A 15,902-nucleotide genomic window follows, 5' to 3' on the forward strand; every position below is an offset into this window, starting at 1 on the left:
AGCACGCTTCGCGCGTCGCCGCGCGCGTGTCCGCCCGAGCGTGGGCTCGCGCCCCACGCGGGCCCGCGATCGCAGGGCGGCTGGGGTATGCTCCGCGCCGCGGTACGCCACCGCCCGCAGCCATGCCGCACGCGATGCGAGCCCTCGACTCCGCCCTTGCGATCGCGATCCGACGTCGCGAGCCCGAGGCCGTCGCGACGCTGCTGCGCAGCGCCCTGCAGCCGACCGCGTCGCTGGTGCCGCGCCCCTGGGGCGGCGACGCGATCGCGGCCCACAAGCAGCTCGAGATCGATCGCGACGACACCATCGGCGAGTCGTTCGAGCTCGCCGCCGCGCCATCGGATGGTGAGGCCGCCGCGTTCGGCAGCTTCGTGGAGCTCCCCGACGGCGGCAGCCTGCCGCTGTCCACGGTGCTGCACGCGTGCCCCGAGATCCTCGGCGCCGCCCACGTCGAGGCCTACGGCCACGAGCTCCCGCTGCTGCCAAAGCTGCTCGACGTGCACACGTTGCTCTCGCTGCAGGCGCACCCCGCTGGGCGACCCGAGCTCTACGTGGTGATCGACGCCGAGCCTGGCGCGACCATCCACCTCGGGCTCTCGCGTCCGCTCGATGCCGAGCTGCTCGTGCGCCGGGTCGCCGAGGGCACCGCGCTGCAGGAGCGCCTCGCGGCCGGCTGTGCCGAGGACCCCACGCGTGCGCGACGATGGTCGCAGTGGCTGCTGTCCGATGGCGGCCCCCCACTGCCCGACGCCACATCGGAGCAGGCCGAGGACCTGCGCGCACTGGCGGCGATCAACGCCGAGCTCCGCGCGGGCATGCACGCGATCCCGGTCGCGCCCGGCACCGTGATCCACAACGCCGTGCCGCACCCAAGCGATGGCCTCGCGAGCTCGACGCTGCACGCGCTCGGCAATTCCGCCGGACGTCGCGTACTCGCGCTCGAGCTGCGGCTGGCGGGTGAGACCCTGCGGGTGTGGGATCACGGGCGGCTGCCCGCGCGGGCGCTCGCGCTGCGTGAGGCGCTCGCCAACCTGCCGACCGCGGTCGACGATCCCTCGAGCTTCGTCGTCACTGCGAGCGACGGACCGGTCGCAATCGACAACGGCGTGTTCACGGCCGAGCGGGTGCCGCTCACCTCGGACCCCGTGGTCCGCAGCGGCACCGAGCTCGCCGTGTTCGTGCACGCGCTGCGCGGGCGCATCACCCTGCGTGGACCCGCCGACGTCGCGACCGTGATCGAGCCCGGCCACAGCGCGCTGGTGCCCGCGACCTGGCCGCAGTGGTCGGCGCAGGCGAGCGAGCACGAGGCCGTGATGATGCTCGCGTCGGCGTGCATCCGCCCCACCCGGCTCGCACGACGCAGCCGCGCGCTCGCACAGCTGCGACACGTCGTCGCCGACAGTCACGGGCCACGCGAGGTGCTGTTGGTCGCCAACGGCGGCGACGGCCCGCTGGTCGCGGCCCGCACCGCAGCGCGCACGCAGCTGCTCTTCCGCGCCGACGGCCGCACCCGCATCACCGCCCACGAGGAACGCTCGCGCCGTGGGCAGCTGCTGGGTCTGCTCGATGCCGTCGCCCACCTGCGCGCGCAGGTGCCCGCGCCCGATCCCGGCGGCGTCGCGCTCGGCATCATGCTGCCCGGTCAGGGCACGCGCCTGTCACCGCTCACGCAGCGCCTGCACGGCATCAAGCCGTTCGCGCGCATGCCGATCCGCAGCCACGTCGACGCGCCGTGGCTCGACGCCGGCGCAGCTTCGCTGTGGTCGTGGGGCCTGGTCACGCAGGCGCTCGCGCGCGCCGGCTTCGCCGGTGTCGCGTGGAAGTGGGGTGATGAGCCGCAGCTGCCCTCCGAGTCGCTCGAGCAGCTCGCGCTCGAGCTGCGCAGCGTCGACGCGGTGCGCTTCGGCATGCGCGTGCAGCTCGATGAGGACCTCGCGCGCAACAAGGAGTGGTTGCTGCGCGACGGCGAGGGTCGCCTCGCCGCGCAGGTGCGACGACGCCCGCTGGCGGCGCTGCGCGAGCGCCTGGCACAGGCACCGGTCGGCACCCGCGCGCTCGTGAACATGGGCTCACCCGCGCTGTCGCACGCCTTCATCGACGCGCTCGCGGCCGCGTTCGGCGATCGCGACGGCTGGCTCGACGTCGATGGCTACCTGTTCGAAGCACTGACCCACGACGAGGCCGCGTGGGCCGCCGAGATCGCCCGCGATGCCGGCCTCCGGGCGCTGCTCGAGCAGTGTCCCGATTTCTACGCCCGCGTGGCCCGCGTGCGCGCGCAGCTCGAGCAGCACCGCGGGGCCCCGCTCGCGATCGCCGTGATCGACTTCGGCGCGGACACCTACTGGGGCGACATGGGCCAGCTCTCCCGCGCCCGCGATGCCCACGCCGTGCTCGCGCGGGCCGACGACGACGGCGAGTTCGCCCGGCGTCTGGCCTGCATCGACGACGTCGTGCCCGATCGCTTCGGCAATCGCGTGGTCGGTGACAGCTGGATCCCCGGTGACGGCAGCCTGCGCGACAGCGTGATCATCGACAGCTGGATCGCGCGGCCGCGCAGCACCACCCGCCGCGCGGTGGTGATCGACAGCGAGCTCGGCGAGACCCAGCTCGGCGACGGCGCCGTCGTGCTCGACACCTCGGTGTGGGCGCTCGACGCCGACGCCGACGCGTTCGTGTTCGCCGCGCTCGCGCCCGCGCTGCAGGTCGCCGCCCACCATGTGCACACCACGATGCCCGTGGATCCCCGCGACGCGAGCGCGCTCACGCTCGAGCAGTGGTGCTTCGACATGCGCGAGGACCCGGGCAGCCCCGAGCACTATCGCAGCCGCGTGCCGCCCAACCCGGCCAGCTTTGCCGAGAAGTTCGCCCAGATGCGACAGCGCGAGCGCGATCCCGAGGCCATCGAGCGTGCGCTGCTCGGGGCACGACGCCCGTGGCTGCAGCGGATCGCCGCCGCAATCGGGCTCGACCCCGCGCAGGTCGATGCACGCCTGCAAGGGCGTGCGCCCCGATCGTGAGCGGTTTTCTTCGCTCGACCGACCTGCGACGATGACGGCCGATGCGCCCGTCCACCATCGTCCTCGTCGCAGCGCTCGCGGGTTGCTCGTTCGACAGCGCCGGCGGTGGTGGCGAGGCCGACAGCAGCGGGACCAGCAGCGGGGCCAGCAGCGGGGCCAGCACCTCGGCGGCGAGCACCAGCGCCGCCGACACGACTGGCGTCAGCGCGAGCGCATCCGCGACCACCGCCCTCGACACCAGCACCGGTACCGGCGGTAGCTCCTCGGGCGGCAGCGACGGCAGCAGCAGCAGCGGCGGCGAGACCGGCGGTGGAGGCATCTTCGAGATGTGCTTCGGCGATCAGTTCGTCAACACGCCGAACCTCGGACCCGACTACGACCAGTTCTCGCCGGTCATCGGCAGCCACTGCCTCGGCACCGATCACCAGGACATCACCGACATCGAGCGCGTGGTGTTCCTCGGCGACTCGGTCACCGTCGGGACTCCGCCGACCTTGCCTGGCGACGTCTACCGCACGCAGCTCGCCGGCGACCTCACCGACGACTTCTCGCTGATGGCGCCGGAGCTGCTCTGGCAGCTCTACGACATCTTCAACGGCACCACGGTCGTGCGCGACTCGGGCTCGTTCGCGAGCTGCTCGAAGTGGGGCGCGCGCACCGACGACCTCCTGACCCCCGGCTACCAGATCGAGGATTGCTTCCCGCCCGAGACCCGCGAGCTGCGCACGCTGGTGGTGATGACCGTCGGCGGCAACGACATCTCGTCGCTCACGCAGGACGCCATCGACGGCGCCAGCGAAGAGGCGCTGTGGGACGAGATCACCTCGGCGGTCGAGCTGCAGCGCGCCGCAATCGAGTGGCTCAAGGATCCCGAGAATTTCCCCAACGGCGCGTTCGTGGTGTTCGCGAACATCTACGAGTTCACCGACGGCACCGGCGAGGTCATGAGCTGCGATGTCTCCGGGCTGGCCGGCTTCGATCAGCCGGTGCCCGCGCCCGACCAGCTCGCCGAGATGATCGTGTGGGCCAACGAGCAGTACATGTCGATCGCCGTCGATACCCAGTCGGACATGATCTTCTTGCTCGAGTCGTTCTGCGGCCACGGCTTCCAGGCCGACAACCCCGAGGCGCCGTGCTACCGCGGGCCCGGCGCGGGAACGTGGTTCGACCTGACCTGCATCCACCCCAATCCCACGGGGCACGACCAGATCACCGACCTGTTCGGCGCGGTCATTGCCGAGTGATGCGCTCGGCCGCGAACGCGTGGCCCTCGACCGACTGACGCCCACCGAAGCCGGCCTCCAGGTCGTGCCACCACTGCACGCTGTGCTCGCCCAGGCGCCAGCACAGCAGCACCTCGCGTTCGCCGTCGAGCCACGACGGGAAGTCGACCAGGCCCTGCTCGATGTCCTTGAGCTCGCCGCCGAGCTTCTCGATGTCGATGACGGTCTCGCGCACGGTGTCGAACACCGCCCGCGCCTGCGCGACGCGGCCGCGAGCCCGCGACTCGCCCTCGATGGTCTCACCGCGGGCGAGCGCCTCGGGGCTGATGCGCACGCCCTCGTGCACGAGGGCGCGGCACATCGTCCTCAGGTGTACGTGCAGCTGCAGCAGCTGGTTCACGCGCCCCGCCAGATCGGGAACGATCGCGTTGACGTGTGCGAGGGAGAAGTGGCGTTCTCGCATCGGCCCCGCTGGTTAGCCGACTCTCCCAACACCGTCAACGGCCACGCGGAGGTAGCGAGCGTCACGGCAGAATCGGGCCTCCGCGACACTGCCGCGAAGGCCCCGTCACAGCTTGCAACAGACCGCGTCGGCCTGCGGTGCGGTGCCCTGCTGCTCGCACATGATGCTGAACTCGCCGGTCGAGACGTTGGGCGCGAGGGTCTTGATCTTGCGGTTGCCCGCGGCACAGCTGCCGCCGCCACCGGTGAGCACGTAGCCCTCGCCGCACTTCGCGGTCGCGCAGGTGCTGTCGAAGTTGCCGGCGTCCTTGCAGGCGTACTTCGTGCTCGAGTGCATCTCGACGCAGCGCAGCCTAGGCGCCATTGCGAGCGGGGGTGAGCCCGCCTCGCTCACGGTCGGCGCGGCGGTGTCGAGTCGCGCCATCGCGACCACGGTGGTGCTCGCGTCGGCGGCGACCTGTTCGATCGCGCGTTCACCCGCGGACGCGCTGGGGGTTCCACCCCAGACGCCACCGACGGTGAGCGCGACGAGGGAACCCAACATGAGAATGATCTTGGTGTGCATGGTTCGTGCTTCCTGCGGTGCGGCTGCTCGCCCACCGCACCCTTCTGGAGGGTCGAGGTCGCACGTGTGACCGCGGGCGCACGAAATCCCGGCGCTCGTGCGGCGTCAGGACGGCGGCGGATCGATCAGCTGGCGCCGCCTCGCGATCGCCTCGCGCACCAGCGGCGCGAGCGACTCGGCCCCACCGGCGTCGATGCACGACAACAGCTCGCGACGCATGCGCGGATCCCAGAAGCGGCGCAGGTGCCCCGCGACGCCGTCGAGCGCGGCCTCGCGATCGGGATCGCCCTCGAAGAAGGCGCCGATCTGGTTGGCCATGTGCACCAGCTTGTCGGTGTTCATTGCGCCGCGTCGCTCCCCCCGGGCAGCAACCCGGCCTGTGCCGCCGCGGTGGTGGCGAAGCCCTGCTGCCACGCCGAGCGCTCCGACACCCGCCGCACCTGCACTGCGGTGACCTTGTACTCGGGGCAGTTGGTGGCCCAGTCGGAGTTCTCGGTGGTGACCACGTTGGCGCCCGACTCGGGGTGGTGGAAGGTCGTGTAGACCACACCGGTCTGCATGCGCTCGGTCAGCACCGCGCGCAGCACGGTCTCGCCGGCCCGCGAGGTCACTGCAACCAGATCGCCGTCGACGATGCCACGCTGCTCGGCGTCGTGCGGATGCAGCTCGAGCACGTCTTCGTCGTGCCACACGACGTTGGCGGTGCGACGGGTCTGCGCGCCGACGTTGTACTGGCTGAGGATGCGCCCGGTGGTGAGGATGAGCGGGAACTCGCGGTTGGTGCGCTCGGTGGTCGGCACGTAGCGCGTGATCACGAAGCGACCCTTGCCGCGCACGAAGGCATCGACGTGCATGACCGGCGTGCCCTCGGGCGCCGCGTCGTTGCACGGCCACTGGATGCTGCCGAGGCGGTCGAGCTTGTCGTAGCTGACACCGTGGAAGGTCGGCGTGAGCGCGGCGATCTCGTCCATGATCTGGCTGGGGTGGGTGTAGTGCATCGGCACGCCCATCGCCTCGGCCAGGCGCACGGTGACCTCCCAGTCGGCCAGGCCCGCGCGCGGCGGCATCGCTCGACGCACGCGGTTGATGCGACGCTCGGCGTTGGTGAAGGTGCCGTCCTTCTCGAGGAAGGTCGCGCCCGGCAAGAAGACGTGGGCGTACTTGGCGGTCTCGTTGATGAAGAGGTCCTGCACGATCACGCACTCCATCGCTTCGAGCGCGGCGAGCACGTGGTGGGTGTCGGGGTCGGACTGCGCGATGTCCTCGCCCTGCACGTAGAGCCCCTTGAAGCTGCCGTCCTTTGCGGCATCGAACATGTTGGGGATGCGCAGGCCGGGCTCGCCGAGGATCTCGACACCCCATGCGGTGCCGAACAGCGCACGCACGGCCGGATCGGTGACATGGCGGTAGCCGGGCAGCTCGTGCGGGAACGAGCCCATGTCGCACGAGCCCTGCACGTTGTTCTGTCCGCGCAGCGGGTTCACGCCCACGCCGGGCCGACCGATCTGGCCCGCGACCATCGCGAGGTTGGCGATGCCGATGACGGTGGTCGAGCCCTGGCTGTGCTCGGTGACGCCGAGCCCGTAGTAGATGGCCGCGTTGCCGCCGGTGGCGTACAGCCGCGCGGCCGCCCGCACGGTCGCCGCGGGCACGCCGGTCGTCGACTCCAGCGCCTCGGGCGAGTTCTCCTCGGCGCCGATGAACGCCTTCCAGGCCTCGAATGCGGCCGGCTCGCAGCGCGCCGCGATGTAGTCGTCGGCGGCCAGGCCCTCGGTGACGATCACGTGGGCGAGCGCGTTGATCACCGCCACGTTGGTGCCGGGTCGCAGCTGCAGGTGGTGGCTGGCCTGCACGTGGGGCTGCTTGACCAGGTCGATCGCCCGCGGGTCGATGACGATCAGCTTGGCGCCCTCGCGCAGGCGCTTCTTGAGCCGCGAGGCGAACACCGGGTGGGCGTCGGTCGGGTTGGCGCCCATGACCACGATGACGTCGGCGTGCTCGACCGAGTCGAAGTCCTGGGTGCCGGCCGACTCGCCGAGCGTGGCCTTGAGGCCGTAGCCGGTCGGCGAGTGACAGACGCGCGCACAGGTATCGACGTTGTTGTTGTGGAACACCGCGCGCACCAGCTTCTGGACCAGGTAGGTCTCCTCGTTGGTGCAGCGCGACGAGGTGATCGCACCGATGGCACCTTCGCCGTGCTCGGCCTGGATGCGCCGCAGCTCGCGTGCGGTGTGGGCCAGCGCCTCCTCCCACGAGACCTCGCGCCAGGGGTCGGTGATCTTGGCGCGGATCATCGGCTTGGTGACGCGATCGGGGTGGGTCGCGTAGCCCCACGCGAAGCGACCCTTCACGCACGAGTGGCCGTGGTTGGCGCCGCCTTGCTTGTCGGGGACCATCCGCACGACGGTGCTGCCCTGCATCTCGGCGCGGAACGAGCAGCCCACGCCGCAGTAGGCACAAGTGGTGGCGACCACGTGGTCGGGCTGGCCGTGCTGCTCGAGCGACTTCTCCATCAGCGTGCTGGTCGGGCATGCCTGCACACACGCACCACACGACACGCACTCCGACGACAGGAAGTCCGCGCCGCCGGTCGCGATCACCGAGTCGAAGCCGCGGCCCTGCACGGTCAGCGCAAAGGTGCCCTGGACCTCCTCGCAGGCCCGCACGCAGCGCGAGCACACGATGCACTTGGTGGGGTCGAAGCTGAAGTACGGGTTGCTCTCGTCCTTCTTCGACGTCAGGTGGTTCTCGCCGGCGTAGCCGTAGCGGACCTCGCGGAGGCCGACCACGCCGGCCATCTCCTGCAGCTCGCAGTTGCCGTTGGCCGGGCACGTCAGGCAGTCGAGCGGGTGATCGGAGATGTAGAGCTCCATCACGCCACGACGCAGTCGCGCCAGCTCGGGCGATTGCGTGACGATCTTCATGCCCGGCTCGACCACCGTGGTGCACGACGCCGGATAGCCCCGACGACCCTCGATCTGCACCAAGCACAGCCGGCACGAGCCGAACGCCTCGAGCGAGTCGGTCGCGCACAGCTTCGGCACCTGCACGCCGGCGCGGGCGGCCGCGTGCATGACCGAGGTGCCGGCGGGCACGTTGACCTGTACGCCGTCGATCGTCAGCACCACCCGCTCGGTGGAGATGCGCACCGGCGTGCCGGCATCGGGTTCGTGGATCGAGTACATGTCACGGCCTCCGCGAGGGCCCGGGTGCGGCCTGCTCGAGGCCGAAATCGCCGGGGAAGTGTTGCAGTGCGCTTCGCACCGGGTACGGCGTCATGCCGCCCATGGCGCACAGCGAGGCGTGCTCCATGGTGTCGCAGAGATCGTGCAGCACCGCGAGCTGGCGCGCGGGCTGCTCGCGCGCCAGCAGGCGATCGAGCACCTCGACGCCGCGGGTGGCACCGATGCGGCACGGCGTGCACTTGCCACACGACTCGATCGCGCAGAACTCGAAGGCGTAGCGGGCCATCTGCGCCATGTCGACGGTGTCGTCGAACGCCACGATGCCGCCGTGCCCGACGATCGCCCCCTTGGCCGCGAACGCCTCGTAGTCGAGCGGCAGATCGAAGTCGCGCTCGGGGATGTATGCACCGAGCGGCCCGCCGACCTGCACCGCGCGCAGCGGTCGGCCGCTCGCCGAGCCGCCGCCGTAGTCGTAGAGCAGCTCGCGCAGCGTCACCCCGAAGGCGCGCTCGACCAGTCCGCCGCGCGCGAGGTTGCCGGCGAGCTGAAACGCCAGCGTGCCGCGCGAACGCCCCGCTCCGAAGTCGCGATAGAACGCGGCGCCCTTGGCCAGCACGGTGGTGACCGAGGCCAGCGTGACGACGTTGTTGAGCGCGGTCGGTCGCCCGAACAGCCCTTGCTTGGCGGGCACCGGTGGGCGATAGCGGACCTGGCCGCGCTTGCCCTCGAGGCTCTCGAGCAGCGCGGTCTCCTCGCCGCACACGTAGCTGCCGGCGCCCATGCGCAACTCGAGCTCGAAGCGACGACCGCTGCCGAGGATGTCGTCGCCGAGCCAGCCGGCATCGCGGGCCACGGCGATGGCACGGCGCAGCACGGCGGCCGCGTCGGGGTACTCCGAGCGCAGGTAGATGTAGCCCTGGGTCGCGCCCACCGCGAGCCCGGCGATCGTCATGCCCTCGACGAGCGTGAACGGATCGCCCTCCATCAGCATGCGATCCGAGAACGTGCCCGAATCGCCCTCGTCGGCGTTGCAGACGACGTACTTCTGCGACGACGGCGTGTCGAGCACGGTCTTCCACTTGATGCCGGTGGGGAACGCCGCGCCGCCACGCCCACGCAGGCCCGACTCGAGCACCGCGGCGACGATCTCGGCCGGCGCCATCGCCAGCGCGTTGCGCAGGCCGACCCCGCCGCCTTTGGCCTCGTAGTCGGCGACGCTGGTCGGATCGATGAGGCCGACGCGGGCGAAGGTCAGCCGCTCCTGACGCGCGTAGTACGGCAGCGACTCGACCACGCCGTGGCGCAGCGCGTGGGTGCCACCGCCGAGCATGCCGGCCGCGAGCAGCTGCGGCAGGTCGTCGACGGTGACCGGGCCGTAGGCGATGCGCCCCTGCGGCGTCACGACCTCGACCAGCGGCTCGAGCCACATCATGCCGCGCGAGCCGTTGCGAATCACGGTGACGCCCGGCCGGGCGGCGAGCGCGGCCGCGACCGCGTCGGCGCCGACCGAGCGCGCGGACGCATCCGCAGGCACGTAGACGGTGGTCGTCATCGCGAATCTCCGTCGAGTTCGTCGAGCAACGCGTCGAGGCGCGTGGGTGTGACGCGACCGTGCAGGCGGCCGTCGATCGTCAGCGCCGGGGCACACGCGCAGTTGCCGAGGCAGTAGACCGGCTCGAGTGTGGCCGCGCCGTCGGACCGCGTCTGGCCGAAGTCGATGCCGAGCCGCGCTCGCGTACGCTCGGCGAGCGCATCGGCGCCCATCGACTTGCAGGCCTCGGCGCGGCACAGCTTGACGACGTGGCGCCCCGGCGGATGCTCGCGGAAGTCGTGATAGAAGCTCATCACGCCGAGCACCTCGGCGCGCGACAGGTTGAGCGCGTCGGCGAGCGCGGGCACGCAGGCCCGCGGCACGTGGCCGAGCGCGGCGAGGATGTCGTGCAGCATCGGCAACAGCGCGCCGGGCCGGTCGCGGTGGGCCGCGATCGCGGCCTGCACGGCGCCGCTCATCGCCGGTGACATCGATTCACTCACCGCAGACACCTCGTCGCGCACGCATGCATGGCAGGGCATGCTACCGCCGCGGGCCGGCGCATGCATGTGCGTCGGCTCAAGGGGTGACCACGGGCGCGGCCGCGCGGGGGGCCGGACGTGCGTCTCAGGCCGCGACGTCCACCGACACTGCCCGCAGCACGCGCACGAGCACCTCGGGGTCCAGCTGCACGAGCATGCCGCGGCGCCCGCCGTTGATGTAGATGGTCGGCAACGCGAGGACCGAGCGCTCGACGTAGATCGGCAGCGGACGCCGCAGACCGAACGGCGAGGTGCCCCCGACCTGATACCCGCTGTGGCGATCGGCGAGCGCCGGGCTGCAGGGCTCGATCGACTTGACGCCGAGCTGCCGCGCGAGCCCCTTGGTGGAGACTTGGCGGTCGCCGTGCATCAGCACCACCAACGCACGGGCCTGCTCGTCGTGCATGACGAGGGTCTTGATCACCGCGTGCTCGTCGACCCCGAGGCACGCTGCACTGTGGGCCGTGCCGCCGTGCGGCTCCCAGTCGTAGGTGTGGGGCACGAAGGCGACCCCGTGCTCGCGCAGCACCCGGATCGCAGCGGTGACGGGGAGATTGGGCTTGGCCATCGCGACGGCGCTCTCGCGGGCGAGAGGGTAGCGCGGCCCCTGCCCCACGGTCGTCGTCGCCCCGCCTCGGCGCCCGAGCCAGCGCCCGTCGCCACCGGGGCAGACGTGGCTCGGGCGGCGGTGCGCGCGTACGGCCCCACGGAGTCGCTATCCTCGCAGTTCCTGTCGATGACGGCGTTCGCCCCCGACCTGCTCGAGGACCGCGAGGGCTTCGCCGCGCGGCTGCAGGCGTTGCTGGAGCGCGCCCGAGTCGAGCTGGATGCCGCGTGGATCGCCGTTGCCGAGAGCAGCAGCCCCGACGGCGCGCTCGCGCTGCGGTGGCGCGCCGGGGTCGGGCACGACGACATCGAGGTCGACCGCGATCGCATCGCGTGCTGGTCGGCGCCCGGTCGCACGTCGCCGCCGTGGGCGATCGCGCTGGCGGTCGAACCCGCGATCGATGCCCGACCCGACGCCGCGCTGGCGTTCCACTGCGAGCGCGCGCCGGAGCCGGAGCTGCTGTCGTCGCTGTGCGTCGCGCTGACGCGGGGCCTGTCGGCCAACCGCGAGGCGCAGCTGGCCCGACTCGCGCTCGCGGCGATGCGGGCCTCGGCCGATCCCATCGAGATCTCCGATCGTCACGCACGGCTGGCGTGGGTCAACGACGCGTGGCGGCGCATCTACGGCTACCGCGACGACGAAGCCGTCGGCCGTACCGTCGCCGAGCTGTTGCGTGACCCGGAAACACCGCGACACGACCCCGCCTTCTATCAGTTCTCGATGCAGGTGATCACCACGGGACACGACTGGCTGGGCATGCTCGTGAGCCGCGCCAAGGGCGGCCAACAAGTGTACGCGGAGACGGCCGTCGCACCCTTCGACGCCGGCGCGCAGGGCTTCCTGGGCAACATCGCGATCCGCCGCAACCTCGCGCACCGGATCGAGCGCGAGGAGGCGCTCGCCCGCGCGCACCAGGAGTTCCGCGCGGTGCTGGCCGCGTTGCCCGACGCGGTCGTGGTGCTGCGCTCGCGCAGGATCTACTTCGCCAACGCCGCGTTCCTCCGGGTCGTCGACCAGCCCGAGGCCGCGGTGATCGGTCGCCCGCCCGCGGCGTTCGTGCACCCCGACGATCACCACCTGCTGCTGCCCGACGCGGTGCCACCGACACGCATGCGGATGGTGCGTCGCGACGGCACCACGCGATTGCTCGACGTCAGCACCGCGGGCTCGGTGTCCTTCGAGGGTGCGCCGGCGATGATCGTCATCGGCCGCGACCTCACCGAGGTACGCGTGGCGGAGGAGCAGCTCTCTCGCGCCGAGCGGTTGTGGGCGCTGGGTTCACTCGCCGCTGGCGTCGCCCACGAGATCAACAATCCGCTCTCCTACGTGATCCTCAACCTCGAGCTGCTCGCCGACGAGCTGCGCGGCGGCCCGCTGCAGGAGCCGGTCACCGAGTCACTCGAGGGTGCGCATCGCATCCTCCGCATCGCCGACGAGCTGCGCGGATTCTCGCGGGGCGATCGCGGCGAGGGCGACGTGGTGGAGATCGAGCGAGCGGTCACCGCCGCGATCAACATCACGCAGAACCTCATCCGACACCGCGCCACGCTGATCCGCGAGCTCACGCCGGGCCTGCACGCTCGCATCCCCGAGGGGCCGCTGGTGCAGGCGTTGGTCAACCTGCTGACCAACGCCGCCCACGCGCTGCCCGAGCAACGACGCGACCATCGCATCACGGTGCGCTCGCGCGTCGGCGAGCACGACGACATCGAGCTCGAGGTGCAGGACACCGGCACCGGCATCACCCCCGAGCTGCTGTCGCGGATGTTCGATCCGTTCTTCACCACCAAGCCTGCTGGCAAGGGCTCGGGCCTCGGCCTGGCGATCACCCGGCGCATCGTCGAGCAGGTCGGCGGACGCATCGAGGTGTCGACCGAGGTCGGCGCGGGCACCTGCGTGCGCCTGCGACTGCCGGCCTCCGAGGAGGCCGAGCACGTCGCCAGCGGCACGCCGCCGCAGCCGCTCGGCCCGGGACAGCACCTGCGACTGCTGGTGATCGACGACGACGTCGGTGTGGCGCGAGCGCTGGGTCGCCTGCTGCGGCAGCACCAGGTCGACTTCGAGCACGACCCCGCACGGGCACGCGATCGGCTGCTGGCCGGCGAGCAATTCGACGCGGTCCTGTGCGATGTCATGATGCCGGGTCTCGACGGCCCCTCCCTCTACGAGGCGGTCGTCGCCGCCGAACCGGCGCTGGCGCGGCGCATCATCTTCATGACCGGCGGTGCCTTCACCGACGAGGCCGCGACGTTCCTGGCCCGGGTCGGGCCGGTGTTGATGAAGCCGTTCGTCCGCGCCGAGGTACACGCCCGCATCGAGGCGATCGTGCGCGCCGCCGCGGCGCCATGATTCGCCGATTTCTTGCGGCCGTGCGCGGTCGCGTGCTAGCGCGGTCGGTCATGCAGCTCGCGCTCTACGTGCACAATCTCGCCTCGCGAACCGACGCCCCAACGGCGGGCACCGGACGCGTCTGCGGCATGGCCGTGGGCGAGTCGCCCGACATCGTCGCGTGGGATCCCGAACGCACCGTGCGCTCGTTCGCCGAGTTCCGCTGCGCCGCCGACGTCGAGGACCCGGTCACGCTGGTGCAGCTGGCGGTCGGCAAGTGCTTCGCGGTGAGCGGCGCGAGCCCGCCGGGCCGCACCATCGAGTACAGCGGCCACGGCTGCGAGCTGCGCCTGGCGCTGGAGCCCGGCTTCGACGACGCCCACGCCGTGCTCGAGCCGCTGCTGCAGCTCGCGCGCGGGCTGGCGGTCCGCAACGGCCGCCTGGTGAGCACGCCGGCTGCGTCGCTGTCGGTCTGATGCGACCATCGCGTCGATGCCGACCTGGTCGTTCGTCCGTCACGGCGAGAGCATTGCCAACGCCCAGCAGTGGTTCGCCGGGCACAGCGACGCACCGCTGACCGAGCGCGGACGTGCCCAGGCCGAGGCGCTGCGCGAGGTGCTGCGGCCGCTCGCGCTCGACCGCGTGCTGTGTTCGGACCTCGCACGCGCCCGAGACACCTGCGCCATCGCGATGGCAGGGCGCTCGCTGCCGACCGAGCACAGCGACGCCCTGCGCGAGCGCAACTGCGGCACCTGGGAGCGACGCACGCTCGCCGATCTCGAACACACCGGCGACCTTGCGCTGCTGGCCGATTTCGAGGGGCAGCCGCCGGGCGGCGAGAGCCTGCGCGCGGTGACGCGGCGGGTGCTGACCTTCTTGGCCGCGCGCGAGGTGGACCACGGCCACACGCTGGTCGTCGCCCACGGCGCGATGATGCGGGGCGTGCTCGGCACCATCGACGGCCTCGGTCGCGACGGCATCGCGAGCTGGCGCCTGGCCAACTGCGAGGTCGTCACGCGCGAGCTGCCGCGCGGCCGGCTCGCCGCCATCCTCGCCACGCTGTGAGGCGTCAGCGCTTCTGTTTGGCGGGGAAGAGGTCCTCGAGCTCGAGGTTGTCGAGGCCGAACCAGTCGTCGCCACCACCTGCGTCGCCGCCGGGCTCGCCGAGCTCGCTGGTCAGACGACCGACGTTGGTCTCCTCGGCGAGCATGCGCGACAGCGCCTGCTCGATCGACGCGAAGTCCTCGACGGGCTCGCTGACGGTGGGGTTCGGCCCGGTCTGCCCGCGACGGGACATCGGCGGCGGCGTGACCTGCCGCGAGCTCGGCTCGCCGCCGTAGTGGGCGGTCGGCTGGGGCCGGCTGGGTCGCGCCGCACCCGGGCCGCCGGGCAGGTCGTACGACGACGCCGCCGGCACCTCACGGGTCGACGGGCGCTGGCCCGCCGATGGATCGGTCGGCCACGCGCGGGTCTCCTCGTCGAACATCTCTTCCATGAACGAGGCCAGCCGCACCGATGAGATCGGCAGCTTGTACTCGCGCGCGAACTCCTCGAGATCGACCTGCAGCGCCCGCGCGGTCGGGTAGCGATGCTCGGGGTCGAGCTGCAACGCGCGGTAGACGATGCGCTCGAGATCCTCGGGGTAGCCGCGCAGCAGCTGCGAGGGCGGCGGCACGATGCCGTTGACGATCTTGTGGATGATGCCGAGCTCGCTCTCGGCCTGGAACAGACGCCGACCCACCGTGAGCTCGTACAGCAGGATGCCGATCGAGAAGATGTCGCTGCGCCGATCGAGCGGCGCGCTGCGGCACTGCTCGGGCGACATGTACGGGATCTTGCCCTTGAGCGTCCCGACCGCCGTCGACGTGGTGGCGGTCGAGGCCTTGGCGATGCCGAAGTCGGCGACCTTCACCGAGCCGTCGTAGCTGATGAGGATGTTCGGCGGTGAGACGTCGCGGTGCACGATGCCCAGCCGACGGCCGTCGAGCGAGAGCTTCTCGTGCGCGTAGTGCATGCCCGCGCAGGTGCCGATGATGACGTTGAGCGCGTGCTCGAGCGGCAACCACCGGCGTGCGTTGGTGATCTGGCGCATGAGCTTGAGCAAGCTCTGGCCGTGCACGTACTCCATCGCGAAGAAGAAGTTCCCCGCGTGCTCGCCGATGTCGTAGACGTGCACGATGTTCGGATGATCGAGGGTCGCGGCCAGCCGCGCCTCGTCGAGGAACATGCGCATGAACTCGCGGTTCTCGGCGTAGGCCGGCAGCACCCGCTTGAGCACCACGAGCTTCTCGAAGCCGTGACCCGAGCGCGCGAACGCCAGGAAGATCTCGGCCATGCCGCCGACGGCGAGTCGGCGCAGCGGTCGATACTTGCCTGCGGGCGGATTGCGCCCATCGAACGCGTCGAAACCCGACTCGGGCACCTTCGCCAGTCTAGCAGCGG

The 15,902-nt window shown here is 71.5% G+C and carries 13 protein-coding genes; 5 read left to right on the forward strand and 8 right to left on the reverse strand.

Features of this window, described 5'->3' with window-relative positions; translation table 11 throughout:
* The first annotated feature begins 134 nt into the window (after nucleotides 1-134).
* Together IPH07_26365 and IPH07_26370 are read left to right on the forward strand one after the other, a co-directional pair.
* On the forward strand, nucleotides 135-3,017 hold the full coding sequence (locus IPH07_26365) for a hypothetical protein (GenBank protein MBK6920947.1): 2,883 nt from the start codon (nucleotides 135-137) through the stop codon (nucleotides 3,015-3,017).
* Nucleotides 3,018-3,058: 41 nt separating this feature from the next.
* Nucleotides 3,059-4,261, forward strand: a complete 1,203-nt coding sequence (locus IPH07_26370) for a hypothetical protein (GenBank protein ID MBK6920948.1) — start codon at nucleotides 3,059-3,061, stop codon at nucleotides 4,259-4,261.
* Here the strand turns inward: IPH07_26370 and IPH07_26375 are convergent.
* The 7 genes from IPH07_26375 to ybaK form a co-directional block, all read right to left on the reverse strand.
* Entirely contained in the window at nucleotides 4,248-4,703 is a 456-nt protein-coding gene (locus IPH07_26375; GenBank protein MBK6920949.1) for a DUF2203 domain-containing protein, read from the reverse strand. The genes IPH07_26370 and IPH07_26375 overlap by 14 nt on opposite strands.
* 105 nt (nucleotides 4,704-4,808) lie before the next feature.
* Nucleotides 4,809-5,267 (reverse strand): hypothetical protein, encoded by a 459-nt coding sequence (locus tag IPH07_26380; GenBank protein ID MBK6920950.1) that lies wholly within the window; start codon nucleotides 5,265-5,267, stop codon nucleotides 4,809-4,811.
* 105 nt (nucleotides 5,268-5,372) lie between these two features.
* On the reverse strand, nucleotides 5,373-5,609 hold the full coding sequence (locus IPH07_26385; GenBank protein ID MBK6920951.1) for a formate dehydrogenase subunit delta: 237 nt from the start codon (nucleotides 5,607-5,609) through the stop codon (nucleotides 5,373-5,375).
* Entirely contained in the window at nucleotides 5,606-8,452 is a 2,847-nt protein-coding gene (fdhF, locus tag IPH07_26390) for a formate dehydrogenase subunit alpha (protein ID MBK6920952.1), read from the reverse strand. Before fdhF ends, IPH07_26385 begins: the two co-directional genes overlap by 4 nt.
* Nucleotide 8,453: 1 nt before the next feature.
* Complete coding sequence (locus tag IPH07_26395; GenBank protein MBK6920953.1) at nucleotides 8,454-10,004, reverse strand: formate dehydrogenase; 1,551 nt, start codon at nucleotides 10,002-10,004, stop codon at nucleotides 8,454-8,456.
* A complete protein-coding gene (locus IPH07_26400) occupies nucleotides 10,001-10,474 on the reverse strand; it encodes a formate dehydrogenase subunit gamma (protein MBK6920954.1) in 474 nt (157 codons plus the stop codon). The genes IPH07_26395 and IPH07_26400 overlap by 4 nt, the downstream gene beginning before the upstream one ends.
* Nucleotides 10,475-10,610: 136 nt before the next feature.
* On the reverse strand, nucleotides 10,611-11,093 hold the full coding sequence (gene ybaK / locus IPH07_26405; GenBank protein ID MBK6920955.1) for a Cys-tRNA(Pro) deacylase: 483 nt from the start codon (nucleotides 11,091-11,093) through the stop codon (nucleotides 10,611-10,613).
* A gap of 168 nt (nucleotides 11,094-11,261) precedes the next feature.
* Between ybaK and IPH07_26410 the strand changes: the two genes are divergently transcribed.
* Genes IPH07_26410 through IPH07_26420 form a run of 3 tightly spaced genes read left to right on the forward strand, consistent with a single transcriptional unit; the run spans nucleotide 11,262 to nucleotide 14,525 of the window.
* Nucleotides 11,262-13,481, forward strand: a complete 2,220-nt coding sequence (locus IPH07_26410) for a PAS domain-containing protein (GenBank protein MBK6920956.1) — start codon at nucleotides 11,262-11,264, stop codon at nucleotides 13,479-13,481.
* Between the two features lie 50 nt (nucleotides 13,482-13,531).
* On the forward strand, nucleotides 13,532-13,936 hold the full coding sequence (locus tag IPH07_26415; protein MBK6920957.1) for a hypothetical protein: 405 nt from the start codon (nucleotides 13,532-13,534) through the stop codon (nucleotides 13,934-13,936).
* 16 nt (nucleotides 13,937-13,952) lie between these two features.
* Nucleotides 13,953-14,525 (forward strand): histidine phosphatase family protein, encoded by a 573-nt coding sequence (locus tag IPH07_26420; protein ID MBK6920958.1) that lies wholly within the window; start codon nucleotides 13,953-13,955, stop codon nucleotides 14,523-14,525.
* A gap of 4 nt (nucleotides 14,526-14,529) precedes the next feature.
* Here the strand turns inward: IPH07_26420 and IPH07_26425 are convergent, their stop codons facing one another.
* Nucleotides 14,530-15,882: a serine/threonine protein kinase gene (locus IPH07_26425; protein MBK6920959.1), complete on the reverse strand. Its 1,353-nt coding sequence runs from the start codon at nucleotides 15,880-15,882 to the stop codon at nucleotides 14,530-14,532.
* Nucleotides 15,883-15,902: the final 20 nt, after the last annotated feature.

This window comes from Deltaproteobacteria bacterium, assembly GCA_016709225.1.
Lineage (GTDB): Bacteria > Myxococcota_A > Polyangia > Nannocystales > Nannocystaceae > Xiheibacterium > Xiheibacterium phototrophicum.

Coding starts and splice junctions, on each gene's coding strand:
- IPH07_26365 (MBK6920947.1), top strand. CDS start 135: ATGCGAGCCCTCGACTCCGCCCTTGCGATCGCGATCCGACGTCGCGAG.
- IPH07_26370 (MBK6920948.1), top strand. CDS start 3,059: ATGCGCCCGTCCACCATCGTCCTCGTCGCAGCGCTCGCGGGTTGCTCG.
- IPH07_26375 (MBK6920949.1), bottom strand. CDS start 4,703: ATGCGAGAACGCCACTTCTCCCTCGCACACGTCAACGCGATCGTTCCC.
- IPH07_26380 (MBK6920950.1), bottom strand. CDS start 5,267: ATGCACACCAAGATCATTCTCATGTTGGGTTCCCTCGTCGCGCTCACC.
- IPH07_26385 (MBK6920951.1), bottom strand. CDS start 5,609: ATGAACACCGACAAGCTGGTGCACATGGCCAACCAGATCGGCGCCTTC.
- fdhF (MBK6920952.1), bottom strand. CDS start 8,452: ATGTACTCGATCCACGAACCCGATGCCGGCACGCCGGTGCGCATCTCC.
- IPH07_26395 (MBK6920953.1), bottom strand. CDS start 10,004: ATGACGACCACCGTCTACGTGCCTGCGGATGCGTCCGCGCGCTCGGTC.
- IPH07_26400 (MBK6920954.1), bottom strand. CDS start 10,474: ATGTCACCGGCGATGAGCGGCGCCGTGCAGGCCGCGATCGCGGCCCAC.
- ybaK (MBK6920955.1), bottom strand. CDS start 11,093: ATGGCCAAGCCCAATCTCCCCGTCACCGCTGCGATCCGGGTGCTGCGC.
- IPH07_26410 (MBK6920956.1), top strand. CDS start 11,262: ATGACGGCGTTCGCCCCCGACCTGCTCGAGGACCGCGAGGGCTTCGCC.
- IPH07_26415 (MBK6920957.1), top strand. CDS start 13,532: ATGCAGCTCGCGCTCTACGTGCACAATCTCGCCTCGCGAACCGACGCC.
- IPH07_26420 (MBK6920958.1), top strand. CDS start 13,953: ATGCCGACCTGGTCGTTCGTCCGTCACGGCGAGAGCATTGCCAACGCC.